The 24,221-nt window shown below is 74.8% G+C and carries 15 protein-coding genes and 2 pseudogenes; 12 read left to right on the top strand and 5 right to left on the bottom strand.

Annotated elements, in window-relative coordinates:
- Positions 1 to 118: 118 nt before the first annotated feature.
- The 4 genes from FRAQA3DRAFT_RS17395 to FRAQA3DRAFT_RS17380 all read left to right on the top strand — a co-directional run bounded on the left by FRAQA3DRAFT_RS17395 (position 119) and on the right by FRAQA3DRAFT_RS17380 (position 9,680).
- Positions 119 to 2,854 (top strand): bifunctional FO biosynthesis protein CofGH, encoded by a 2,736-nt coding sequence (locus tag FRAQA3DRAFT_RS17395; protein ID WP_009740356.1) that lies wholly within the window; start codon positions 119 to 121, stop codon positions 2,852 to 2,854.
- A gap of 449 nt (positions 2,855 to 3,303) precedes the next feature.
- Entirely contained in the window at positions 3,304 to 3,933 is a 630-nt protein-coding gene (locus FRAQA3DRAFT_RS38800; protein ID WP_009740355.1) for a WhiB family transcriptional regulator, read from the top strand.
- A 105-nt stretch (positions 3,934 to 4,038) separates the two neighbouring features.
- Positions 4,039 to 8,076, top strand: coding sequence for a glycosyltransferase (locus FRAQA3DRAFT_RS17385; protein ID WP_009740354.1), 4,038 nt, complete (start codon positions 4,039 to 4,041; stop codon positions 8,074 to 8,076).
- Positions 8,073 to 9,680, top strand: a complete 1,608-nt coding sequence (locus FRAQA3DRAFT_RS17380; protein ID WP_009740353.1) for a DUF5719 family protein — start codon at positions 8,073 to 8,075, stop codon at positions 9,678 to 9,680. The genes FRAQA3DRAFT_RS17385 and FRAQA3DRAFT_RS17380 overlap by 4 nt, the downstream gene beginning before the upstream one ends.
- A gap of 77 nt (positions 9,681 to 9,757) precedes the next feature.
- Here the strand turns inward: FRAQA3DRAFT_RS17380 and FRAQA3DRAFT_RS17375 are convergent, their stop codons facing one another.
- Together FRAQA3DRAFT_RS17375 and FRAQA3DRAFT_RS17370 are read right to left on the bottom strand one after the other, a co-directional pair.
- Positions 9,758 to 11,110, bottom strand: coding sequence for a type I phosphomannose isomerase catalytic subunit (locus tag FRAQA3DRAFT_RS17375; protein ID WP_009740352.1), 1,353 nt, complete (start codon positions 11,108 to 11,110; stop codon positions 9,758 to 9,760).
- A gap of 120 nt (positions 11,111 to 11,230) precedes the next feature.
- The gene (locus FRAQA3DRAFT_RS17370) at positions 11,231 to 11,623 is read right to left on the bottom strand and encodes a metallopeptidase family protein (RefSeq protein WP_035923044.1); all 393 of its coding nucleotides are present in this window, start codon (positions 11,621 to 11,623) and stop codon (positions 11,231 to 11,233) included.
- Between the two features lie 441 nt (positions 11,624 to 12,064).
- Between FRAQA3DRAFT_RS17370 and FRAQA3DRAFT_RS17365 the strand changes: the two genes are divergently transcribed.
- The 7 genes and pseudogenes from FRAQA3DRAFT_RS17365 to FRAQA3DRAFT_RS17340 all read left to right on the top strand — a co-directional run bounded on the left by FRAQA3DRAFT_RS17365 (position 12,065) and on the right by FRAQA3DRAFT_RS17340 (position 17,337).
- Positions 12,065 to 12,475 (top strand): DUF3499 domain-containing protein, encoded by a 411-nt coding sequence (locus FRAQA3DRAFT_RS17365; protein WP_009740350.1) that lies wholly within the window; start codon positions 12,065 to 12,067, stop codon positions 12,473 to 12,475.
- Between the two features lie 278 nt (positions 12,476 to 12,753).
- On the top strand, positions 12,754 to 14,112 hold the full coding sequence (locus FRAQA3DRAFT_RS17360; protein ID WP_035921080.1) for a phosphomannomutase/phosphoglucomutase: 1,359 nt from the start codon (positions 12,754 to 12,756) through the stop codon (positions 14,110 to 14,112).
- Positions 14,112 to 14,315: a Trm112 family protein gene (locus tag FRAQA3DRAFT_RS17355; RefSeq protein WP_009740348.1), complete on the top strand. Its 204-nt coding sequence runs from the start codon at positions 14,112 to 14,114 to the stop codon at positions 14,313 to 14,315. The genes FRAQA3DRAFT_RS17360 and FRAQA3DRAFT_RS17355 overlap by 1 nt, the downstream gene beginning before the upstream one ends.
- Before the next feature lie 17 nt (positions 14,316 to 14,332).
- Positions 14,333 to 15,481, top strand: a complete 1,149-nt coding sequence (locus FRAQA3DRAFT_RS17350) for an SIS domain-containing protein (RefSeq protein ID WP_009740347.1) — start codon at positions 14,333 to 14,335, stop codon at positions 15,479 to 15,481.
- A 249-nt stretch (positions 15,482 to 15,730) separates the two neighbouring features.
- Positions 15,731 to 15,847, top strand: a pseudogene (locus FRAQA3DRAFT_RS33270) (anti-anti-sigma factor); the annotation flags it as partial.
- Positions 15,847 to 16,260: pseudogene (locus tag FRAQA3DRAFT_RS38795) on the top strand (STAS domain-containing protein); the annotation flags it as partial. The pseudogenes FRAQA3DRAFT_RS33270 and FRAQA3DRAFT_RS38795, both read left to right, overlap by 1 nt.
- 726 nt (positions 16,261 to 16,986) lie before the next feature.
- Positions 16,987 to 17,337, top strand: coding sequence for a SpoIIE family protein phosphatase (locus tag FRAQA3DRAFT_RS17340; RefSeq protein ID WP_369809464.1), 351 nt, complete (start codon positions 16,987 to 16,989; stop codon positions 17,335 to 17,337).
- Between the two features lie 57 nt (positions 17,338 to 17,394).
- Here FRAQA3DRAFT_RS17340 and FRAQA3DRAFT_RS17335 read toward each other — a convergent pair whose 3' ends face one another.
- Positions 17,395 to 19,785 carry a transglycosylase domain-containing protein gene (locus tag FRAQA3DRAFT_RS17335; protein ID WP_009740344.1) on the bottom strand — a complete coding sequence of 797 codons (2,391 nt, stop codon included), beginning with the start codon at positions 19,783 to 19,785 and terminating at the stop codon, positions 17,395 to 17,397.
- A gap of 814 nt (positions 19,786 to 20,599) precedes the next feature.
- Positions 20,600 to 21,052: a MerR family transcriptional regulator gene (locus FRAQA3DRAFT_RS17330; protein ID WP_009740343.1), complete on the bottom strand. Its 453-nt coding sequence runs from the start codon at positions 21,050 to 21,052 to the stop codon at positions 20,600 to 20,602.
- A gap of 225 nt (positions 21,053 to 21,277) precedes the next feature.
- Here FRAQA3DRAFT_RS17330 and ahcY point away from each other — a divergent pair, with 225 nt between their 5' ends.
- The gene (gene ahcY, locus FRAQA3DRAFT_RS17325; protein ID WP_009740342.1) at positions 21,278 to 22,597 is read left to right on the top strand and encodes an adenosylhomocysteinase; all 1,320 of its coding nucleotides are present in this window, start codon (positions 21,278 to 21,280) and stop codon (positions 22,595 to 22,597) included.
- Positions 22,598 to 22,651: 54 nt separating this feature from the next.
- Here ahcY and FRAQA3DRAFT_RS17320 read toward each other — a convergent pair whose 3' ends face one another.
- Positions 22,652 to 23,608 carry an RDD family protein gene (locus FRAQA3DRAFT_RS17320; protein ID WP_009740341.1) on the bottom strand — a complete coding sequence of 319 codons (957 nt, stop codon included), beginning with the start codon at positions 23,606 to 23,608 and terminating at the stop codon, positions 22,652 to 22,654.
- Positions 23,609 to 24,221 lie beyond the last annotated feature (613 nt).

The raw sequence follows: 24,221 nt of genomic DNA, 5'->3' as shown, positions 1-24,221 counted from the left end.
TGTCCGCAACCCAGTGTTCCTTAACCCAGTGTTCCTTCGACACCGATGGTGACGGGCCGGGCCCGCCGGCCCGCCGGGCGGCGGCCGGCCCGGCGCCACGGAGAAGCCCGAGGAAGTCATGACCAGTACGGCGGCGACACCCGACGGCGCGGGCGGCCTGACGGCCGACCCCGACCCGGGCCTGCCCCACCCGTCGCCGGGCGCCGACGCCGTGCCGGCCGTGTCGGCGATGCGCCGGGCGCTGCGCCGGGCCCGTGACGGTGCCACCCTCGACGCCGTCGAGGCGGCGGTACTGCTGGCCGCCCGCGGCGAGGATCTCGCCGACCTGTGCGTGTCGGCGGGTCGGGTGCGCGACGCGGGCCTGGCTTCGCTCGGCCGCCCGGGCGTCGTCACGTACTCGCCGAAGGTCTTCATCCCGTTGACCCGGCTGTGCCGGGACCGCTGCCACTACTGCACGTTCGCCACGGTGCCGCACCGCCTGCCCGCGCCGTACCTCACCGTCGACGAGGTGCTCGACATCGCCCGGGCGGGCGCGGCGGCCGGCTGTGCCGAGGCGCTGTTCACCCTGGGCGACCGCCCGGAGGACCGCTGGCCCGCGGCCCAGGAGTGGCTCGACGCTCACGGCTACGACTCGACGCTGGGCTACCTGCGTGCCGTCGCGATCGCCGTGCTGGAGGAGACCGGCCTGCTCCCGCACCTGAACCCGGGCGTGCTGAGCTGGGCCGAGCTCGCCCGGCTCAAGCCCGTCGCCCCGTCTATGGGCATGATGCTGGAGACGACGGCGACCCGGCTGTGGTCACAGCCGGGTGGTGCGCACTTCGGCTCGCCCGACAAGGACCCGGCGGTCCGGCTGCGGGTGCTCACCGATGCCGGCCGCCTGTCGATCCCCTTCACCACCGGCCTGCTGCTCGGCATCGGCGAGACCCGGGCCGAGCGCGCCGAGACGATCTTCGAGCTGCGCGGGCTGGCCCGCCGGTACGGCTCCATCCAGGAGGTGATCGTCCAGAACTTCCGGGCCAAGGACGACACCGCGATGCGCTCCGCGCCCGACGTAGACGCCGAGGAGCTCGCCGCGGCCGTCGCCGTGACCCGGCTCGTGCTCGGCCCCACGATGCGGGTCCAGGCGCCGCCGAACCTCATCGACACGGCCGAGTGCGCCCTGCTGCTGTCCGCCGGCATCGACGACTGGGGCGGCGTCTCGCCCGTCACCCCGGACCACGTCAACCCCGAGCGGCCCTGGCCGGACCTGGACGTGCTGCGTGAGGCGACGGCTCGGGCCGGCTTCACGCTGCGCCCCCGGCTCACGGTGTATCCGTCGCACCTGGACGAGCCGTGGATCGACCCGCGCGTGACCGGGCACGTGCGCGCGCTGGCCGGCCCGGACGGGCTGCTCGCCGACGGCGCCCTGCCCGTCGGCCGGCCCTGGCAGGAGCCCGACGGCGGTCTCGGCGACACCGGCCGCGTCGACCTGAACACCGCGGTGGACACCGTTGGACGCCACAACGCCACCCGAGCTGACTTCGACACCGTCTACGGCGACTGGGAGTCGTTGCGGGCGGAGGTCAGCGCGGCCGGCACCGGTGTCGACGGCGTCGTGGGCACCGGCAGCCGCGCCGTAGCCGCCCGGGCCGCGGCCGCCACTGCCGCCGGCGCCGGCGCCGGTGCTGCTGGGACTGGCGCCGGCGCACCGGAGCGGATCGACCCCGAGCTGCGGGCCGCGTTGCGCAGTGCCGGCACCGACCCGGCCGGGATCACCGAGGCCGAGGCGCTCACCCTGTTCGGGGCCGAGGGGGCGGCGCTGGAGGAGCTCTGCTTGCTCGCGGACGGGCTGCGCCGCGACGTGGTGGGCGACGATGTCACCTACATCGTCAACCGCAACATCAACTTCACGAACGTCTGCTACACCGGCTGCCGGTTCTGCGCGTTCGCGCAGCGCCGCGGGGACGCCGACGCGTTCACGCTGTCGCTGTCGGAGGTGGGCAGCCGGGCCGCCGAGGCGTGGTCGGTGGGCGCCACCGAGGTCTGCGTGCAGGGCGGCATCCACCCGGACCTGCCCGGCACCGCCTACTTCGACCTCGCCCGCGAGATCAAGCGAGCGGCCCCGGGGCTGCACCTGCACGCGTACTCCCCGATGGAGGTCCTCAACGGGGTTACCCGGACGGGGATGTCCATCGAGGACTGGCTCGTCGCGGCCCGGGAGGCCGGCGTCGACACGATCCCCGGCACCGCGGCGGAGATCCTCGACGACGACGTCCGCTGGGTGCTGACCAAGGGCAAGCTGCCCACGGCCAGCTGGGTCGAGGTGGTCACCACCGCGCACCGGGTGGGCCTGCGCTCGACGGCCACCATGATGTACGGCCACGTGGACACCCCGGCACACTGGGTCGCGCATCTGCGGCTGCTGCGCCGTATCCAGGACTCCACCGGGGGCTTCACCGAGTTCGTCGCGCTGCCGTTCGTCCACCACAGTTCGCCGATCTACCTGGCCGGAGTGGCCCGGCCGGGTCCGACGGTGCAGGAGAACCGGGCGGTGCACGCGATGGCGCGGATCCTGCTGCACGGGTCGATCGACAACATCCAGTGCTCCTGGGTGAAGCTCGGCGTCGACGGCTGCCGCTCGGTGCTCGCCGGTGGGGTGAACGACATCGGCGGGACGCTGATGGAGGAGACGATCAGCCGGATGGCCGGCTCCCAGCACGGCTCGCGGCGATCCGTGGCGGAGCTGGAGGAGGTGGCCGCCGGGGCGGGTCGTCCCGCTCGGCAACGGACCACGACGTATGGGCGGGTCCCGGACGAGCGCTTTCACGCTGCCCGGGGCGGCCCCGTCCGGACGATGCTGCCGGTGGTGTCCTGACACCCGCCAAGTCGCCGCCACCGGAAACTACTCTAAGTAGTCGCGGGGGCTAGCTTGGCCAGATGTGATGCCTGGCCGGTATAGGTTTACAACGGTTGTCTGATTGCGTCCTTGCCCGTTTAGGCCCTTTATGTCCGTTAGCTTCGGACGGCATAATGCGGTCATCGTCGTCGGACCGATTGCACACAGTTACTGATCGGAAGGTCACCTGGACCCTCGGCGATGGTGTGTAGTGACTGTGAGCTATGGTCTCATCGCTGGTTGTAGAAGATGTTGCGCTGGTGGGGTTGACGCGACCGACTCGGGAGCGTGTAATTACCGGCGTGTCATTCCCCTCGCTGGCGAGGTTCGTGCGGTAGTGCGTCGCCTGACCGGTGTGGAACCAGTCACCTGCGCGCCGGCGCCCAGGGGGTGGCCGACCGCACCGCGACGGGTCTGGAGGAGTCCCCATGGAGCACACCGACGCGGGCGTCCACACCGTCCTCGCGGACGTCGAGCGTCCCGCTGAGCATGACCCGTTCGGTGACCACTCCGAGCGGGTGCTTGCCGAACGGCCCACCCAGGCCACACCGGAGCCGTGCCCGCGGCCGCAGCTGGCCGCGGCCAGCGTCCCACCGGCCCGGTCGGGCTCGCCCGGCCTGGTCACCGGTGCCACCCCGTTCGCCTCCGGCCCGCGGGCCGAGGCGGACGTCGACGTCATCGTGCGCGCGGACGATGAGGTCGACGTCGACGACGACCCGGCCGCCGACGATCCCGACGTCGACGACCTGGCCGCCGAGGCCGCCGACGACCCCGTCGGCGACGCGCAGGACACCCTCGCCCCAGTGATCGATCTGGGGTTGGGTGACCTGCTCGGCGAGGCGATGGAGTGGCAGGAGCGCGCCCTGTGCGCGCAGACCGATCCCGAGGCGTTCTTCCCCGAGAAGGGGGGGTCGACCCGGGAGGCCAAGCGCATCTGTTCGGGCTGCGAGGTCCGGGCGGAGTGCCTCGAATACGCCCTGGAAAACGACGAACGGTTCGGGATCTGGGGCGGCATGTCCGAACGGGAGCGACGCAAGCAGCGGCGCCGAGCGGTCTGAACCCGGGCGGTGGGTGGCGTCCGGCGGGGTGCAGGCGGCCCGGCCGCGCCGCGCGCCCTCGCGGCCCCGCCCGGACCGCGCCGGACGGCGGCGACGTCGCGGGTCGTGGTCGTCTGCGTGCACGGCCGGCGGCCGGGCGCCGCGCAGGCCCTGCGGTCGGCGGTGTGGGCGCAGGCGCCGCCGCCCGACCAGGTCCTCGACCTGCAGGTCGTCGAGGTCCGCGTCGGCGGCGGCGTTTCCCCCGGGCCCGACGCCGCGCCGTCGGCCGCCGTCCACCTGCCACGGCCGCGCAGCGCATCTGCGGCCGAGACGGTCGCGGCTCCCGTGCCCGCGCCAGCTGACGGACCCGGCTCGCCGTCGACGTCCGGGGTGATTCGTGGACCGGCGGGACGCGGCCCGGGCCCCGGCCGGTTCACCGTGGTCCAGCTCGCCGCCGGCACCCGTTTCGGGACGGCGGTGGCCGCGGGCCTGGCGCGCCACGGCGGGCTGCCGCGGGACGGCTACGTCTGGCTGCTCGACGACGGCGCCCTGCCCACCCCCGACGCCCTGCGCACCCTGCTGGCCTACGCGCGGCTCGATCCCGGCGCCGCCGTGCTCGGCCCCAAACTGCGCGCCGGACCCCCGGGGCCGTCGTCCGGGCCGCTCCTGCTGGAGGCGGGGGTGAGCGTCGACCGGGCGGGCCGGCGGCACACCGGTGTGCGCCCCGGTGAGGTCGACCGGGGCCAACGCGACGGGGTGCGCGACGTGCTCACCGTGGCCTGCTCCGGCATGCTTGTCCGGGCGGCCGCCTGGCGCCTGCTGGGCGGCCTCGACCCCGAGCTCGACGGCGGCCACGACATCGACCTCGGCTGGCGGGCCGCCCGCGCCGGGCTGCGGGTCGTCGTCGTCCCCATGGCGACGATGAACGCCCTCGCCGACGCCGACGCGGCCGGTCAGGCCGACCCCGGCGGCCCGGTCGGCCCGGTCGGCCCAGGCAGTCAGCACGGGCGGGGCGGGCGGAGCAGGCAGGCATGGGTGCCGGCCGACCGTGCCGGCGCGCTACGGGTCCGCCTCGCGAACACGGCGTGGCCGCTGCTGCCCGTGGCCGCCGCCGCCATCCTCGTCGCGGCGGTCCCGCGGGCCCTCGGCCTGCTGGTGCGCGGGCGGCCGCGGGCGGCGGCCACCGAGATCGCGCTGCCCTTCGCCGTGCTGGGCCGGCCGCGCCAGCTGGCTCGGATGCGTCGGCGCGCCGTGCGTACCCGTGCCGTGTCGCACCACGCAATCCGCTCCCTGTTTCCCGCCCGGCTGAGGCGCCGACCCGGATCCGCCGGCGCCCCGGTTCCCAGCGGGGCTCTCGATGAGGCCAGGGCGCGCCACGACGTCCCGGTCGGGGTTGACGTCCTGGCGGGCGTTTCGTCCGACCGGCGCTCGACCCGGGCTGCGGTCCTGCTCGCGGTCCTGCTCGGCGTCGCCGGCCTGGTCGCGATGCGGGGGATGCCGGCGGACGGGCTCGGTGCCGGCCTGCCGCTGCCCGCCGGGGCCCGCGACCTGTGGGCGGCGGTCTGGTCCGGCCGGGTCGGCACCGCCGGCGCCCCGCTCGACGACGCGGGGCCCCCGTCGCCGTGGACCGCGCTGCTCGCCGCCGCCGCGAGCCTGCTCGGCGGCCGGCCCGCGGCGGCGGCCTGGCTCCTGCTCGCCGCCGGACCGGCGCTTGCCGGGCTGACCGCGCACCGGGCGCTCGCCCGGCTCGGTCCGCGGCCGGCCACCCGCTTCGGGCTTGCCGCCGCCTACGGGGCGAGCCCGGCGCTGACCGGCGCGGTCGCCGCCGGCCGCGGCGACACCGTCGGCGCGCTGATCCTGCTGCCAGCCGTGCTCGTTGCTACGGACACCGTGCTGCGCGGCCGCCCCGGTCGGGTCGGTGGGCGCCTGCGGGCGATCTGGCTCCTGGCCGTCTGCCTGGTCGGACTCCTCGCCTGCGCCCCGTCGATGGCGCCGCTGGTATGGCTCGGCCTGCCCGCCGCGGCGTTGCTCATGGCCCGGCGGCGGCTGCCCGACGTCGCCGCCGCGCTCCCGGCGACGATCATCCCGCTGATCCCAGCGCTGCACGCGGGGGGCGCGGGGATCCGCGCCGAGCCGGCGGTGGCACTGGCCCGGTTCCCCCAGGCCTCCGTGGCGCTGGTGGCGGGCGCGGGGGAGCGCCCGAAGGCCGCTGTGGTCGGATTTCTGGCCGGCTGCCTGGTCTGCTGGCTGCTGGGCCGGTGTTCCGGCCGGGCCGGGCCGGGGTGGGCCGGCCGGGTCGGCTGGTCCCTGGCCGGCCTGGGCCTGCTCGCCGTGCCGCTCACCCCGTACCTGGCCGGCGACGCCGACCAGCGGGTCGCCGGCGGTGAGGGCTGGTGGGTCGGCCCGCAGTACGGCCTTGTCCTCGCCGGTGCCCTGATCGCCGCGGCGAGCGCGTGCCGCCCGGTCCGCGGCGCGCTGCGCAGCCGGGGTGCCCCCAGGGCCAGGGCGGCACCGGGTACCGGCCGGCTGGCCCGGATCGTCGCGGTCCTGGTGACGGCGCTCGTCCTCGCCGGTTCCGCTGGGCTCGCCGCCGGCCATCTCGTCGCGGCCACGGGGCGGCACGCCAGCCCGACCGGCTGGAACCGAAACTCCGCCACACCCGCGGACAAGACCACCCCCGCGGACAAGACCACCCCCGCGGACAAGGCCACCCCCCTGGACTCGACCATCCCCCTGGACTCGACCACCGCCGTGCGCCCGACCCCAGTCGCCGCTCCGGGCGCGCCCGCCGGCCCGGCCGGCTCGGAAGATCCTGCGGCGGAGAAGGACCCGGCCGGGGCCGCGGGTGACGCCGGGGGATCGGCCGCCGGGGTCACCGCCGCCCCCTGGTCGGGCACTGGTGAGTCGGCGGTGGCGCGGGCGGTCCAGGCCGAGACCCGGACCGCGCCCGCCGGCTCCCGCCTGCTCGTCCTGTCCCGGTCCGATCGGTTCGGCCTGATCCGGTACACCCTCGCCGCGGCCGACGACCCCCGCTTCCCGGCCGGCCAGGCCCGCCCGCCCCGGCGGGCCGCCACCTTCCTCGCCGACGTCGTCGCCGATCTTGCGGTCGGGGGTGACCATGCGGCCGGCTGGCTGCCCCTGCTCGGTGTCGCCGCGATCGCCGTCCCCGCCGCGGACGCGCCGGCGGACCTCGTCACCCGGCTCGATGCGACCCCGTCGCTGTTGCGGGACCGGGCCCGTCCGGGAGCCCTGCTCTGGCGCCCCGCGGCCACCGACCAGGCGGGGCCGGCGTCGGGGTCCCGCCCGCCCACCGCCGCCGTCCCGCCGGCCTTCGTGGTGGACTCCGACCTGCAGCCGGAAACCGCTCCCCGGGACCCCGCACCCTCGGGCCCCGTCCCCCGGGACGCCGCGTCGGCGGGTCCCGCGTCGACCGACGGCCCCTCGGCTACGACGGCTGCTCACCGTCCCGGTGGCGCCGGGAGCTCTGCGCCCCCGGGGACGGCGACGCCGCCGGTGCCCGAGCCGTTGCCGGCGGCCCCGGCGACCGAACACCGGTTGTCGCCCGACGGCCGCGTCGCGGCCCTGCCCGGCGCCGCGCAGTCCCCGAAACGGGACCTGATCCTCGCGGTCCCGGCCGGGACGGGATGGCGCGCCTGGTTGGACGACCGGCCGCTGCGGCCGTTCGCGGCCTGGGGCTGGGCGGCCGGTTTCCGGCTGCCCGCCGAGGGCGGCACGGTTCGTCTTCACCGCGACGACAGCCGCGGACACGAGCTGGCGCTCGCGCAGGCCGCGGCGCTCGGCGTACTGCTGCTGCTGGGCATTCCGGTCGCGCGCCGGCCGAGCCGCTCCCGACTCGACGCCAACGCCAACGCCGACACCCCGCCCACCCATGGTCCCTCCGGGTGTGAGACCGGCCCCAGGGGCGGGCCCGTGGACGGAGCGGATCATGGCCGTGCCGTCGCTGCCGGATCTGATCCCGGCCGCCCCGGCGGGCTCCCGCCGGCAGCCGATGGCGCTTGCGGGCGTGATGTCGGACGCGTCCGCCGGGCCGGCCCTGGCCCGGATCGCGGTGGCCCGGATCGCGGTGGCCCGGATCGCGGTGGCCCGGACCGAGAAGCCGGGGACGCGGCGGGCGGATCGAGATCGGCGGGTGAGAGGCCGTGACGCCCACAGCCGGAGGGTCCGGGGCGACCAGGCCGCCGCTGCGGCGCCGCGCCGCCGCACGGGTGCTCGTGTCGTTGGCCGTCGTCGGGATCGGTGGGGCCTTCCTCGCCGACGAGGGCGCCAGCCCAGCTCCGTCCGCCAGTTGGCCCGTGTCGGCCGCGCTGCTGGCCTGCCCGGAGCTGACGACGACGCCGTCCGGTGCCCGCGGTCCGGTGCTGGCCGGCCCCCTCGACCTCACCGTGCGTACCGCAGGGGCGGCCGACGGCCGGGTACGGGTGGCCACTCGGCCCGCCGAGCTGCGCACTCGCCTCGGTGGCGCGGCGCTGACCCTGCCACCCGCCGCGGCGACGAGCGGCCGCGGCTCGGTGCTCGTGTCCGCCCGGGGCGCCTCGGCGGCGGGATTGTCCGCGATCGTCACGGGAGTCGGTGACGGCGCGGGCCCAGCGCGGGCGCGCTGCACCCCGCCGCGGGCCCGCAGCTGGTTTGCCGGACCGTCGACCATGGCCGGCCGCGACCCGATCGTGATCCTGTCGAATCTGGCCGACCAGCCCGCTCAGGTCGGCGTGCGGGTGTTCACGGACGGCACGGCCACCCCACCGCGGGACATCTCCGTGCCGCCGGGGCGTGCGGTGACCCGCCGGCTCGCCGCGCTCGCGCCGGAGGCCGCCGTGACGGCACTCGACGTCGAGGTGCGGTCCGGCCGGGTGCTCGCCTGGATGGCGGACCGGTCAAGCGCCGGCGGTCCGTTCGCCGCACTCCGACTCGTGCCGGCGACCGCCCCGCCGGCCCGCCGGCTGCTGCTCGGTGGGGTGGTCGTCCCGGCGGGACCGCCCGGCCCGGCGGCCAGCCTGGTGCTCGCCGCGCCCTACCGGAGGGCCACCGTGCGCGTCAGCGTGTTGACCGCGTCCGGCCGGCACACCCCGGTCGGCCTGGAGGCGGTGCGGGTGCCGGCCACCGGTGCGATCATCATGCCGGTGCCGCTGCCGCCGGGTGGGGCGTCGGCAGTCCTCGTCGAGTCGACCACCGGCGCCGCCCCGGTGGTCGCCGAGCTGGGTGTGGCCTCGGGCTGGCCGGGCGTGTCGACCTGGGCGAGCGCCGTCCGGCTCGACGCCGCGCCGGGCCGCCGCGGTCTGGACGCGTTCGGTGCGGGCATCGGGCTGTCCGACCCGGCCGGCCCCACCGCCGGTGCCGGCACCGCGCCCGATGCGGTGGTCGGCGTGCCGTCGCCCCCGGCGGGAGCCGCCGGCGCCGTCGTGCTCGCCGCACCGGCGGGGCCCGTCACCGCCTGGCTTGACGGTGATCCCGTGCGGCTGCGGGCCGGCACGGTCGCCGTGGTCCGCGGACCGTCGGGCCGGGCCGGGGGTCGCCTCGTCGCGATCGGCGGCCCGCTGGTCGCGACCGCCGTCGCGGGCGCCGCCCAGCCGCTGGTCCCGTCCGCGGCGCAGCCCCAGGACACCTCACCCGCCGGTCCCCCCGTCGCCGGTCCGGCCGAGCCCCCGCTGGTGCTGCCGAAGATCCTGTCCACAGTCGTCGCGCTGGGGGGAGCGCCACGCCTGCTCGACGCCCCGCCGGCAGTGGCGGATCCTGCGGTCCCGTACCGCTGAGTGAGGTCCGCCGGCGGCGGCCAGAACCCCGAGCTGCGAGCCGCGGGTCAGCCTGGACTTCGGACTCGCTTGCTCGTCTAGGCCGGGCGGCGGCCCGCCGCGGCGAGGAAGACCCGGCCGGTGCCGGTCAGGGTGACCGCCGCCTGGCCCGCCACCAGCGCCGATTCGCCGCGGCGCAGCTCCAGCGGGGCGGCGGGTGTCCCGTCGCCGGCCGTCGCGGTGACCTCGACCCGCCCCTCGACCGCGAGCAGCACCGTCGGGTGCCCCACCGGCACGCTGCCGCCGGTGCAGACGGCCTCGGTGAGGGCGAAGTCGGCGACGGGAACGTCCCAGCCGAGCAGCAGCCCACCGGGAGAGTCCGCCACGGTGCGGGGGGTGCGGACCGGCGCGTCGCTCGGCGTGGGATCGAAAATCCGTAGCAGCTCGTCGACGTCGATGTGCTTGGGGGTCAGGCCGCCGCGCAGCACGTTGTCCGAGGTGGCCATGATCTCGATGCCCAGCCCGGCGACGTAGGCGTGCAGCATCCGGGCCGGCTGGAACAGCCCCTCCCCGGGGCGCAGCGTCACATCGTTGAGCAGCAGCGCCGCCGCGATGCCCACGTCGCCCGGGTGCGCCGCCGCGAGCCGCCCGACCAGGTCCGCCGCCCGAGCGAGGTCGTCCTCGCCGTCGTCTGTCGGGTCCTCGAGAGCCGGTCGGCCGCTGCTCCCGCCCTCGGCCTCGCCACCCGCCGGGCTGCGCCCGCAAGCGCGGTGCAGCCGGTCGGCCGCCGAGACGACAGCGTCGATCAGCTTCTCGGCGGGGCCGGCGGGCATGGTCAGCAGGGTCCCCAGCACCGTGGCCGCCCCCGCGGCGGGATCGTCCGCGAGGGGGCGGAAGGCGGCCACGAGGGCCGGTGTCCCCAGTCCTTCCACGACCGCGAGGGTGCGTGCCGGATCCCGGACACCCGCGAGCGCCCGGAACGGAGAGAGGGCGACGATGAGCTCGGGCTTGTGGTTGCGGTCGCGGTAGCGCCGGCGGGGATCGTCGACGGCGAGGCCGGCGGCCTCGTCCGCGTCGAAGCCCACGGCGGCCTGCACCAGGTCGGGATGCACCTGCAGTGACAGCGCCTTGTCCGCCGCCAGCACCTTGAGCAGGAACGGCAGCGGGCCGACGAGGTCGGCGGCCGGGCGGCGGGCGCCGTCCGCCTCGACGAGGGCCGGCGCCACGGGATGGGTTCCGAGCCACAGCTCCGCCACCGGCCCGCCGGCGGCGGGGGTGCCGAGCAGCTCGGGGATGGCCGTCACCGACCCCCACGCGTAGGGCTGCTCGGCGCCGTGCAGCGCGAGCAGGCGGGGGGACCCGACCGGCACCTGTGGGCCCGCGCCGGCGGATTCGCCGGCGGGCTCGGACGATGCGCCGACGGGTGTCGTGGACGCGGGGTTCCTGGTCACGGTCTCCCTCGGACGGGCATGGCTGCTGGGGGCGGGCATGGTCACTGGGGCGGACGCCCCCTCGAACCGGCTACTCCTTCGGACGCGCGCTCCCTACAGGCGGGCGGTGGGCGGGCCTGGCTACTCCTCCTCGCCCCAGCCGTGGCCCTCCGGGTCGATCACGGCCGGATCTACCCCCATCATCTCAGCCACCTCGTGGATGATCGCGTCGAGCACGAGCTCGGCCAGGTCCTCGCTGTCCACCGCTCTGGCCTCGATGGGCCGGCGATAGACCACGATGCGGCGGGGGGTGCCCGAACGGCCCTTTCCGGTGGCCGGCTGGAATCGGGCGAGCGGAATCTCCTCGTCGGTCACCGCCACCGGTGGCACGTCCTCGACGGCGAATTCGACGTCGGACAGCTCCGCCGACCACCGGTGGTCGAGATGTTCGACGGCGTCCAGGACGAAGTCGTCAAAGCGATCCCCGCGGGTGGCGTAGGCCGGCACGTCCGGCGGGAGCAGCGTCCCGCGGATGCCCCGGCCCCGGCGGTCGCGGCGCCGGCGGGGGGGAATCGGCCGGGCGGCCGCAGGGAACCGCTCGAGCTCGGTCACCCTGTGAGCGTAGCGTTCGTGGCAGGCTCGCCGGCCGGCGATCGACGGGCGCGTGTCCACCCCGGCACCATTCGGGGTGTCGCGCGCCCGCCGATCGCCGGGTGGTCGGTCCCGGCGGCCGTCGTGATCCGGCCGCTCCGCCAACCCCCGCCGTCCCGGCGGTTGACCCCGAATTCCCCTCCCAGCCCGAGGAGGTTCCACGATCTTGATGATCTCGATGCCGCGTCGGATGCCTTTGTCACGCGAGAGTTCGGACGCGAGGCGCAACGATATGGTCGACAACGCGTGACGATTCAGCCTCGCGCCACGCGACACGACGATAGGTGGTGGCCGTCGCCCGTTCCGGGGGCTACCGTCCGGAACGTGAAGCCTCGGCGCTGCTCCCGCTCGGCCTGTTCCGCAGCCGCGGTCGCCACGCTCACGTATGCCTACGCCGAGTCGACAGCCGTACTGGGCCCGCTGTCCCCGTACGTCGAGCCGCACTCGTACGACCTGTGCGGCACGCACGCCGACCGGCTCACCGTGCCGCTCGGCTGGGCGGTCGTCCGGCTCGAGGCCGAAGCGTCGCGTGAGGGTGGACGTGAGGTTGCCGGGGATGACCTGGAGGCGCTGGCGGACGCCGTGCGCGAGGCCTCCCGGCGCGGTCCCGAGGCGCCCCGGCGCGGTCCCGAGCCGCCCCAGGGGCCCCAGGGTCCACAGGGTCCGCAGGGCGGCCCCCAGACGCCCCCAGGGGGCCGCCGCGGTCACCTGCGGGCGGTGCCCAGCCCCTCCTGAGGCGCTCCCGGCGTCCGTGACCCCCGGGTGGGGACCGGGCAGTGGGCCGAGGCCCGGCCATCCGCTGTCCCCGTGGTCAGCCGGGCCGTGCGGCTGCCGGGCCGGCCCCGCGGGTGGCGTGTCGCGTGGCGTGTCCCGCGTGGGCTTCCCCGGACGCGGTCCCGGGTCTGTCGGACCCTGCGGATATGGTCAACCGAGTGCGGTCGCAGTGGCGCCGTGCGGGCCCGGGGCACCGTTCACCCGGTGCGGGGGACACCAGGGAGAAGGGTGGGGACCGGATGCGCGACCTCTCGCGGATCTTCAAGGCGTACGACGTCCGGGGTGTCGTGCCGGCAGAGTTCGATGCCGAGATCGCCCGTCAGACCGGCGCCGCGTTCGTGCGGCTGCTCGATGCGGAGCGGATCGTCACCGCCCACGACATGCGGGAGTCGTCCATCCCGCTCGCCGCGGCCTTTGCCGAGGGCGCGGCCAGCCAGGGCGCCGACGTGATCGCCGCCGGCCTCGGCTCGACGGACCTGCTCTACTTCGCCGCCGGCTCGCTCGACATCCCGGGCGCGATGTTCACCGCCTCGCACAACCCGGCGAAGTACAACGGCATCAAGCTGTGCCGGGCGGGCGCGGCGCCGATCGGCCAGGAGACCGGGCTCGCCGAGATCCGGGCGATGGTCGAGCAGGGCGTGCCCGACGGTCCCGGTCGCGTCGGCACCGTCACCAGCCGTGACCTCCTCGCCGACTATGCGCGCCACCTGCACACCCTGGTCGACCTGTCCGGCATCCGGCCGCTCACCGTCGCGGTCGACGCCGGCAACGGCATGGGCGGGCTGACCGTCCCGGCGGCCTTCGCCGGCCTGCCGCTGACCGTGATCCCGCTCTACTTCGAGCTGGACGGCTCCTTCCCGAACCACGAGGCGAACCCGATCGAGCCGGCGAACCTGCGCGATCTGCAGGCCGCGGTCCGCAGCTCCGGGGCCGACCTCGGGCTCGCCTTCGACGGCGACGCCGACCGCTGCTTCGTCGTCGACGAGCGCGGGGAGATCGTGTCTCCGTCGGTCATCACGGCGCTGGTGGCGGACCGCGAGCTCGCCCACGAGCCCGGCGGGACGATCATCCACAACGTCATCGTCAGCCGGGGCGTGCCCGAGCTCGTCGCCGAGCGCGGCGGCGTCCCGGTCCGCACCCGCGTGGGCCACTCGTTCATCAAGGCCGAGATGGCCCGCACGGGCGCGATCTTCGGTGGCGAGCACTCCGGCCACTTCTACTTCCGGGACTTCTGGCGGGCGGATTCGGGCATGCTCGCCGCGCTGCACGTGCTCGCCGCGCTCGGCGGCCAGCCGCGGCCGCTGTCCGACCTGCTCGGCGGCTACGCCCGCTACAGCGCCTCCGGTGAGATCAACTCCGAGGTGGCGGACGCCGTCGCGGCGATGAGCGCGGTCGAGAAGGTCTACGCGCCGCACGCCGCCGATGTCGACCATCTCGACGGCCTGACCATCTCGTTCGCGGACGGCTCCTGGTTCAACCTGCGCCCCTCCAACACCGAGCCGCTGCTGCGGCTCAACGTCGAGGGCCCCGACGACGCCACGATGCGCCGGCTGCGCGACGAGATCCTCGCGCAGGTCCGGAGTGGAAGGGAATCCTGATGAGTCTCGACCCGCTGCTGCTGGAGATCCTCGCCTGCCCGTGCAGCAAGCACGGTGAGCTCCGGCCGGACGAGCTCGACGGCGCGCCCGTGCTGGTCTGCCTCGCCTGCGACCTGGCCTTCCCGGTCCGCGACGACATCCCGGTGATGCTCCTCGACGAGGCCGTGCCGTTCTCCGGCAAGGCCGCGTCGGCGTCGAGCTGACACCGCGCGGCATCGGCGTGTACCTCGACGAGGCGATCCTCGACGACACCAGGCGGATCGACACCGGAAACGCCGCGGCCCTGCTGCCGCACATCGCCTCCGCGGCCCTGCAGGTGCGCCAGAGCGCCGTCCTCGCCCAGGAGGCGGGGGTGGCCCGGCTGGGTGTCGACGGCCGCCCGCGCGCGGTCCTCGTCGCCGGGGTCGGCGGCTCGGCGCTGGCCGCCGGCATCCTGGCCGCCGTCGCAGGCCCGGCGAGCCCGGTCCCGGTGATCGGCCATCACACCCATGGCCTGCCGGGGTGGGTCGGCGTGTCCGACATGGTCCTCGCCGTGTCCGCGTCCGGCACCTCGGCCGAGACGTGCTCCGTGGTGGAAGAGGCGGCCCGCCGCGGTGCCCGGATCGCCGTCGTCGCCCCGGCGGACACCCCGCTGGCCCACCTCGCCGACCTTGCCGGGGCCCCGTTCGTCCCGCTCACCGGGCAGCGACCGGCCCGGACCACGCTCTGGTCGCTGGCGGTGCCGCTGCTCGTCGCCGCCCGGGCCCTGGGCATCGTCCGGCTCGCCGACGATGCCGTCGAGGCGGCCGCCGCCCGGCTGGAGGACGTCGCCACCCGCTGCCGGTCGTCGAGCGAGTCGTTCGTCAACCCGGCCAAGACCCTGGCCCTGCAGCTGGCCGGCACCCTGCCGCTCATCTGGGGCACCTCGCCGGTGACCTCGGTGGCGGCCGAGCGCGCCGCCTCCCAGCTCGCGACGAACGCGAAGTACCCGGCCGTCGTCGGTGCGCTGCCGCATCCCGGCCACCATCAGGTGGCGCTCCTCGACGGCCCGTTCGGGGCCGGACTGGACACCGGTGGGACCAGCGGCCAGGACGAGCTGGAGGACTTCTTCCGCGACCGGGTCGAGGAGGAGCAGTCGATCCGGCTGCGACTGGTCCTGCTGCGTGACCCCGACGCCGAACGGCCCGAGGTCAGCCGCCAGGCGGAGGCCGCCGTCGCCGTCGCCGTCGAGCGCGGGGTCGGCGTCACCGAGCTGCGCGCCGAGGGGGCCGGGCCGCTGGAGCGTCTCGCCTCCCTGATCGGCCTGTTCGACTTCACCGCCGTCTATACGGCGCTGGCGCTCGGGATCGACCCGTCCCAGGTGCCGGCAGTCCGCGATCTCGGTCGGTAGTCGTCGCAGGTCAGCCAGGCTGACCGTTTCGTACGATTTTTTCCGGTCTAAGCGGGCCGGTGTTCCGACCCAATGTCACGGGCCCGGTTGCCGGATCGGTGACCAGCGCGCCGGCCAAGGTGCTCGAAACGTCGGGTCGGCCGCGGACGTGGTGGTCAGAATCGGGCAAAGCGGATTGGTCGGGGGGGCTCTGTATGGTCGTGCCTGGCCGGCATGGCTGATGGGCCGAGAGGACGTGCGGGTGGACGGGGGATCGAGTTCGGGGAGATCGTCACCAAGGCCACGCTGGCCGAGGCGCTCGCGCTCGCGCTGCGCCGCGACGGGTTCCGGTTCGTCCGCCGCGTGGCCGGGGCCGAGAGTCGCTGATGGACCGCATCCCCATCCTGAAGATGGGAAACCTGCTGCTCGTGTCGATCCAGGTGGATCTGCACGATCAGCTCGCCCTCGACCTGCAGGACGACCTGTCCGAGCGGATCGTGGCGACCGGTGCCCACGGCGTTCTGATCGACATCTCGGCACTGGAGATCGTCGACGGCTTCATCGGCCGCATGCTGTCGACGATCGCGTCGCTGTCGCGGCTGCTCGACGCCGAGACCGTCGTGGTCGGGATGCGGCCCGCCGTCGCGATCACCCTCGTCGAGCTCGGGCTGTACATGCCCGGTGTGCGCACCGCGCTGACCCTGGAGCACGGGCTCGCCCTGCTCGGCGCCGAGGTCCGGGTGACCCGGTCGGACGAGGACGGTGAGCCAGCCGGAGAAAACGAGATCGACTCGCTCGCCGGGTATGCCGCGGCGCGGGCCGGACGGGTGGTCGGTAACCCTGGTGGGAGCCTGCCCGGTCGCGAGATGACGGGCACGGACTCGCAGCGCCATCCCATCGGGACCGAGGGGTGGACCAGCGGTTCCGGTCTCGGTCTCACGGGCAGCCGGCGGCTCGTCGAGGAGTTCGCGATCGACAGCAGTCCCGGGGTGGGCACCACCGTGCGGGTCGTGAAGTGGTCGCGCTGACCGCGTTCGGAGCGTTCCCGCGGGTGGAGGACGTCGCGTGGTTCGGCGCGGGCGACGCGTCGGCGGCCGGGGCCGCCCGGCGGGCGGCCGTCACCCTGGCCGGCGGTCTGACCCGCCCGATCACCGGCAAAACCGTCCGCGGCGACGCCTACGCCGTGCGCCACCGGCACCGGACTCGCGCTGCTGCTGTGCGACGGGCTCGGCCACGGGGAGCTTGCCGCGCGGGCGGCCGGGAGGCGGTGCGGATCTTCCTGGCCGCCACCCCTGCCGCCGGACGCGCTCGTCGTCCTGCACAGCGACGGGGTCGGCACCCGCTGGAACCTCGCCGACCATCCCGGCGTCGCCAGCCACGACCCGCTGCTCGTCGCGGCGACGATCCTGCGGGACGCGGGTCTGCGCCGCGACGACGCATCCGTGGTCGTGGCCGGTCCGCCGCAGGCAGCGGGGTAGCCATGGGGGCGAGGCACGACGGCAACTTCGTCCGTCAACGCCGGGCACCTGCCGCCGCTGCTGATCGGACCGGACCGGCTGTCCTACTGGGAGGCCGGTGGCGGGGTGCTGCTCGGCATCGACGCCAGCGCCCAGGTCCCGGACACCATGCCCCTGTTCCCGGGCAGCCGGCTGATGCTGTTCACCGACGGCCTGGTGGAACGGCGCTCGGAGCCGATCGAGGTCAGCCTCGCCACCCTCGCGGGCTCCGTCGCGGCGGCGCACGGCCTGTGCGGCGGCACCGGGCCGCGGCGGGTCCGGCGGTCCATCGACGACGTCGCGGACGGTCTGCTCGCCGCCGCCGACGGGGCCGCCGACGACGTCGCACTCGTCCTCGTGGAGGCCACCGGCCCCCGCTGAGCCGTCCGGCTCCACACCCCCTCGGGCCCCGCCGCACCGGCGCGGAGACCCTGCCGGTTAGCGGCCGCCGCCTCCTGGCCCACCCCGGTTCTGGCCGTTCGGCTGCCCGCCGTTCTGACCGCCGCCGCCATTCTGACCGCCGCCGCCATTCTGACCGCCGCCATTCTGACCGCCGCCATTCTGACCGCCGCCGCCGTTCTGACCGCCGCCGTTGTTCTGGCCGTTCGGGACGGCCGGCTGGGCGCCGTTCTGGCCGCCGAGCGGGGCACTGCGGGCCTGCGGCTGGCCGAACAGGCCGGGCAGGACCTGCTGGCCGAGGTTCTGGAGCATGTCGCCGAGGCCCTGGCCCGGCGACGGCGCGGGCGGGGGCGGGGGGGTGTTCTGCAGGCCGCCCTTGGTGCCGCGAGCCACCGTCGGGTCGGCGCCGGGCAGCGGGACCACCGGCTGGTTGGCCAGCGCCGCCCGCATCGACTTGCCCCAGATGATCGCCGGCAGGTCACCACCGAAGACCCGATCCCAGGTCCGGCCGTCCGCGACGACCCTGCGCAGCGGGTGGGCCTCGGCGCCGGTGGGGTCGCCGACGGACACCGCCGCGGTCATCTGCGGGGTGAAGCCGACGTACCAGGCGGCGGAGTACTCGTCGGTGGTACCGGTCTTACCGGCCGACGGCCGGCCGATCGCGGCGTTGCGCCCGGTGCCGTTGATCGGAACGCCGGCCAGCACGCTGGTCACCGTGTCGGCGACGCCCTTCGCGAGCACCTGCTCGCACTGCGGCGGGCGGGCGATGTCGATCGGGTCCTTGCTGGAGTCCACGGCCCCGGTGGCGAACCGGGGGGCGCAGCGTAGGCCGCCGCCGGCGATCGTCGCGTAGGCGTCGGCCATCTGCAGCGGCGAGACGTACATGTACTGGCCGCCGCCGATGGCGGTCGCCCCGTCCGTGGCCCCGATCTTGTCGGCCTTCGGCGGGACGACGCCGAGCCGCTTGGCCATCTCCAGCACCGCCGGGATGCCGGTCTTCTCCGCGAGCTGCACGTAGAAGGTGTTCACCGAGTCCCAGGTGCCGCGGGAGATGTCGTAGATGCCCGCTTCGGCCGGGTCGGAGTTGGAGAAGCCCTTGGCGCAGTCGCCCTCGCCGCGGTCCAGCGGGAACTTCGGACTGACGTAGCAGGCCGGTGAGTAGAAGGCCGTCGACGTGCCGTAGCCCTGTTCGATCGCGGCGGCGAGCACGAACGTCTTGAACGTCGACCCGGGCTGGAACGTCGCGTTCGTGGGCAGCGGCACCACCGTCTGGTTCAGGCCGGCGTTCGACCCGTACACCCGGTTGACCGCCATCGCGAGGATGTTGCCGGTGCCGGGCTGGATGACCACCTCGGTCGCCGACACCCGGTTGTCCGGGGCGATCGTCGAGTTCACCGCGTCCTGCGCCGCCTGCTGGACCAGCGGGTCCAGGGTGGTGCGGATCACGAGGCCGCCCTCGTAGATGCGCCGGTTGCGTTCCTCGACGGTGGTGCCGAGCGCCGGGCTCGCCCGCAGCTGCGAGCGGACGTAGTCGCAGAAGAACGGCGCGGTCGACGTCTCACAGGAGTCCGCGGCCGGCGGCGGGGCCGGCACCACGTTCAGGGGCATCTGCTTCGCCGCGTCCGCCTGCGTCGGCGAGATGTACTCGTTCTCCGCCAGCTTGTCGAGCACGGTGTTGCGCCGGACCGTCGCCGCCTGCGGATGCGCGGCCGGGTTGTACCGCGACGGGCTCTGCACCAGCCCGGCGAGCAGGGCTGCCTGCTCGAGGGTGACCCGGGAGATGGGCACCCCGAAGTAATGCTCGGCGGCCGTGCCGACGCCGTACGCGCCGTCGCCGAAGTAGGCGATGTTCAGGTAGCGCTCCAGGATCTCGTCCTTGGAGAAGCGCTTCTCGATGCCGAGGGCGTAGCGGAGTTCCTGGATCTTGCGATCCAGCGAGTCGCCGGCGGCCACCTCACGTTCCTGGGTCGTGCGCGCGTTCTGCAGCAGCACGTTCTTGACGTACTGCTGGGTCAGCGTCGACCCGCCCTGGGCGACCCCGCCGGCCTCGCTGTTGCGCAGTGCCGCGCGCAGGACGCCCTGCGGGTCGACCCCGCCATGCTCGTAGAAGCGGGCGTCCTCGATGGAGACGATCGCCTCCCGCATGATCTTCGGGATGTCGCTGCCCGGGACGACGATGCGGTTCTCGGCGCCTCGCAGCGTCGCGATCACCGAGCCGTCGGCGGCGAGAATCGTCGAGCTCTGCGGCAGCGGCGGGGTGATGAGCTCGCTCGGCAGCCCGAGAAAGTGATCCGCGCTGCCCTTGGCGAACAGGCCCACCGCACCCACGAACGGCAGCGACAGAAGGGCGACGACCACGCCGAGCGCGGTCGCCGTCAGCGCCATCTTCTTCAGCACGCGCCGCCGGTTGACCGGCGGCCGCTGGAGCACGCCGGCGCCCGGCCCGCCACCCGCCGCGCTCCCCGCCGGTGCCTGGGAGTCGAGGGTGTCAGCGCGCCCCGGGCCGCCCGCGGTCTGGTCCTGTCCCCTCGTGGCGGCGTCGGCCGGTGTCGCCGGGCCCCCGTCGGCCGCCGGCCGGACGGTCGTCGCCGTTGCGTCGGCCGCGTCCGAACCGGTCCCGGCCGGCTTCGGTCGCGGCGGCGCGCCGGCGCGGATCTTCGCGTCGGCGGCAGCCGGTCCCGCCTTGCTCGCCGGTCCCGCCTTGCCCGCCGGTCCCGCCTTGCTCGCCGGTCCCGCCTTGCCCGCCGGTCCCGCGGTGCCTCGCGGCCCTGCCTTGCCCGCTGGTGCGCCCCGCGGGGCCGCGGCCGCCCGTGGCGGGGCGGCCGCTCGTGGCGGGGTGGCAGCGCGTTCGGCCGGGACGCCGCGGGGCGTGCCGTCGGCGCGGGGGGGTACCCCGGCAGATCCCCCTCGCGACGAACCACCCGCGGGTGCGGGCGGGCTGGGTCGGGATGGAGTGCTCGACTCCCGTCCGCCAGACGTCGACGTCACCCCCTCGGTGGGCCGGCGGAACCGCCGGGATCTTCGTGGGACCTCAACCAGCATGCGTGTCCCGGCGCTTGGTCGCTCATCGGCGCCGGGGGCTCGCGGGCTGACCGAACAGTTCGGGCGAAGCGAACCTGGCTGCGGACGGGCGCCGATTCACGGCAGTTGGCATGGACGGTCCGATACCGCTGGTAACGGTAGACGAGCGTTTCCCGCCCAGACGAGCCGGCGGGTCAGGTGTGTGCGGTACGCCTCGGATTGTTCAGCGACCGTTAGGGGCGTGGGGCTCCGATGGTCCGGCTCCGACGGGCCGAACGGGTCCCGGCATGCGCAGCAGCCGGCGGGCCTTCTGCGCATCGAAGTCGAGGGCGGCGACCGGCGGGGACGGCGGGATGCGGCGGGTGAGCTGCCCGAGCCGGCGGACGTCGGCGGCGACCTCCGCCTCGGCCAGCACCCGCAGGGCGAAGGCCAGGTCGCTGGGGCTCACGTGGTAGCGCCGCTCCAGCTCGTCCGCGTAGGCGGCGGCGAGTAGCTCGCGCTCGCCGTACTCCCGGTGACCGCCGGGGGAGCGGGCGGGTACGAGCAGGCCCAGCGACTCGCGGTAGCGCAACATGCGTGGCGTGGTGTCCAGCACCGCCGCCGCCCGGGCGATGGGGAGCCGCTGCTCGGGCCGCAGCTGGACCCGCTGGCGTAGTCGCTCCAGCACATGCCGCACGGATGAGTCCTCCCGGCGGGGTGGGGCGGCACCCTCCCGGCCTCTCACGTCGATCCGATCATGCGACGAAGAGTACGGGCAGGGCGCCGCTGGAGGCTCCGAGTCTAACAACAGGCTGTCAGATTCTTTGACATCGTCTCGCCGGGCTCGTCATCGTCCGAGCTGCCGGCGTTCCGCCCCGGATCCCGGCCGCCGCCCCGGCGTCCCACCCACGGCAGGAGCACCATGTCCGATCTGGCCGACCTTCCCGAGCTGCTGCCCGACCGCCCCGACGCCGCCGGGCTGCCGCGCCACGACGTCGCCGACCTGGCCCTCGCCGCGCAGGGCCGGGCCCGGATCGAGTGGGCCGACCGGGCGATGCCCGTGCTGCGCCAGATCCGGGAGCGCTTCGCCGCCGAGCGCCCCTTCGACGCAGTGCGCATCGCGGCCTGCATGCACGTCACCACCGAGTCGGCGAACCTCATGCGGGCACTCGCGGCCGGCGGCGCGCAGGTCACCCTGTGCGCGTCGAACCCGCTGTCCACCCAGGACGACACGGCCGCGGCGCTCGTCGCCGAGTACGGCATCGCCACCTTCGCCCGCAACGGCATCGACCGCGACGGCTACTACGCCCACATCGACGCCGCCCTCGACGCCGAGCCGCACTATGTCTTCGACGATGGCTGCGACCTGGTCAACATCCTGCACACCGAGCGCACCGACGTGCTCGGCGGCGTCCGCGGCGGCTGTGAGGAGACCACCACCGGGGTGATCCGGCTGCGGCAGATGGCCGCCGCCGGGGCCCTGCGTTTCCCCGTGGTCGCGGTCAACGACACCGACACCAAGCACATGTTCGACAACCGTTACGGCACCGGCCAGTCGACCCTGGACGCGATCTTCCGCGCCACGAACACCCTGCTCGCCGGCCGCACGGTCGTGGTCGCCGGCTACGGCTACTGCGGTCGGGGGGTGGCGTCGCGGGCCAAGGGCATGGGCGCCGCGGTGATCGTGACCGAGATCGACCCGACCAAGGCGCTGGACGCGGCCATGGACGGCTTCCGGGTCATGCCGATGAGCGCGGCGGCTCCCCTCGGCGACGTGTTCATCACGGTCACGGGCAACCGGGACGTCGTGCGCCGGGAGCACTTCGTGGTGATGCGCGACGGCGCGATGCTGGCGAACTCCGGCCACTTCGACATCGAGATCGACATCACCGCCCTCGCCGAGCTCGCCGTCGAGGGGCCGCGTCGGGTGCGGCCCTCCACCGACGAGTACGTCCTCGCCGACGGGCGCCGGCTGCTGCTGCTCGCCGAGGGCCGCCTGGTGAACCTGGCCGCGGCCGAGGGGCACCCCGCCGCGGTGATGGACATGTCCTTCGCCGACCAGGCGCTGACCGCGCAGTGGCTGCACACCGCTGGGCAGGAGCTCGCCCCAGGCGTCTACGACGTCCCCACCGCGATCGACAAGGACGTCGCCCGGATGAAGATCGATACGATGGGTATCGAGATCGACACCCTGACTCCGGCGCAGGTCGAGTACCTGAGCTCCTGGGAGCACGGATCCTGACAAGTTGATGTAAGGGTCTACGACTTCTCGATATAAAAATCTGACATTTCGATGTCAAGAATGGTGTTGGCTGTTCAGTGGGGGAGTCTGCCCGGGCCAGGTGCCCCCCGGACCCGGAGTGGGCGGTCGCGTACCCGTCCAGGGGGCGCCCGGCAGCGGGGGGACGGCGCCGGGCGCCCCCTGGGGGGTCACGATCGGGCGCTGCGCGGCGAGCCGTGCGTAGGCCCGGCGGGTGCGTTCCGCGAGCACCGCCGACAGGTAGGCCCAGCCCGGTGTGCCGGGGGGCGGCGGCGGCGTGACGACCGCGCGCACCTCGTCGACCAGGCCGCGCCCCAGGCGGTCCAGCGCCTGCGGCGACAGGGTGTGGGAACGGCTGAGGAACTGGCGGGCGCGCAGGGCGAGGCCGTCGTCGAGTCCGGTCAGGTCGAGCAGGGCCGCCCACCCGAGCAGCGCCGGCGGGACGAACGGCGCGGTACTGACGGTGCGCGGCACGCTTACCTGCAGCACCACCGTCCCGGCGAACACGTCGCCGAGGCGCTTGCTGTGCCGTGAGGCGATCATGCTCACGATGGCGGGCAGGCCGAGCAGGACCCCGGGGCGTTCGACGACCGCACCGATGAGGCCCCGGGCGAAGGCGTGCCGGAACCGGATGGGCCCGCCGTCGTCGCGGACCACCCGCAGGCCCAGCGCCATCTTGCCGAGGGTCCGCCCGCGGCTCAGCGTCTCGCACGCCACCGGGTAGCCGAGCACCATGGTGACGTAGATCAGCAGGAATGTCGCGGCGACCAGCGCGTCGTCGTCGGGCCGCACGACGAGCACGACCAGGGCGCCGAGGATGTAGAGGATGTAGAGCTGGGCGAGCAGGTCGATCAGCCCGGCCACCAGGCGCGAACCCAGCCGGGCCACCCGCAGGTCGATGGCGACCGCCTCGCCGGTCACGACCGACTCCGCGCCCGGCGCCACGCTGGCGTGCCCTGCCCCGGTGGGGCCGCTCCGGACGACCTGGTTCATGGGGCCCCCGGGATCTCGGTGTGCGTGCGGATCTCACCATATGGTGTCCGTCGGGTACCCAGGGCGGCCCGTCCGGGTGATCCGGGACGGCTCCGGTGCCCTCCCCCTGCTGTCAAAACGGTCTGCATCGGCACACTACCGTCACTTACTCGCAGGCCCGGACCAATCACGTTGGTATACAAATCCTGGTTCAGGATCGGGTGTTGTGGGCACATTCGGCGCCCGCCGCCGCCTTCTCCGTGAAATCCGGCCGGTCCGGCGTGCGGACTCTTGACGGTGCCGCGGAAATCCCTCCATCATGCAGGGGTGATCTCCGTTCCGTAGTGTTGAGAGCAAATCGGCCGTCGGTTCGTTCGGCGGCTTTCTCGGATCTCCGACCGGTGGGGACGTGGCGGTGGACGTGGCCGCGGTGCCCCGGCCTGTTCGGATCATGATTGGTAAATCCTTTGTTCGGGCAGTGCTGGGATGCCTGCCGTCAGTGGACCGGATGACGTGGGACCGGTGACCGGAGACCGGGCCGTCGCCCAGCCGAGCGCGCAGTGGTGACCGGGCACCGCTAACACGGCTCCAGTTGCACCAAATTTGCGGTCGATCCTGTCCGCATTTTGTCGGG

Origin of the sequence: Frankia sp. QA3, assembly GCF_000262465.1 — a bacterium.
GTDB lineage: Bacteria > Actinomycetota > Actinomycetes > Frankiales > Frankiaceae > Frankia.
The sequence above is the reverse complement of the archived record's forward strand: the minus strand, read 5'-3'. Positions and strand labels throughout refer to the sequence as shown.

Bases quoted from the DNA above. Each gene is read 5' to 3' on its own strand.
- FRAQA3DRAFT_RS17395 (WP_009740356.1), top strand. From the start codon at position 119: ATGACCAGTACGGCGGCGACACCCGACGGCGCGGGCGGCCTGACGGCC.
- FRAQA3DRAFT_RS17320 (WP_009740341.1), bottom strand. From the start codon at position 23,608: ATGAACCAGGTCGTCCGGAGCGGCCCCACCGGGGCAGGGCACGCCAGC.
- ahcY (WP_009740342.1), top strand. From the start codon at position 21,278: ATGTCCGATCTGGCCGACCTTCCCGAGCTGCTGCCCGACCGCCCCGAC.
- FRAQA3DRAFT_RS17360 (WP_035921080.1), top strand. From the start codon at position 12,754: ATGCGCGACCTCTCGCGGATCTTCAAGGCGTACGACGTCCGGGGTGTC.
- FRAQA3DRAFT_RS38800 (WP_009740355.1), top strand. From the start codon at position 3,304: ATGGAGCACACCGACGCGGGCGTCCACACCGTCCTCGCGGACGTCGAG.
- FRAQA3DRAFT_RS17355 (WP_009740348.1), top strand. From the start codon at position 14,112: ATGAGTCTCGACCCGCTGCTGCTGGAGATCCTCGCCTGCCCGTGCAGC.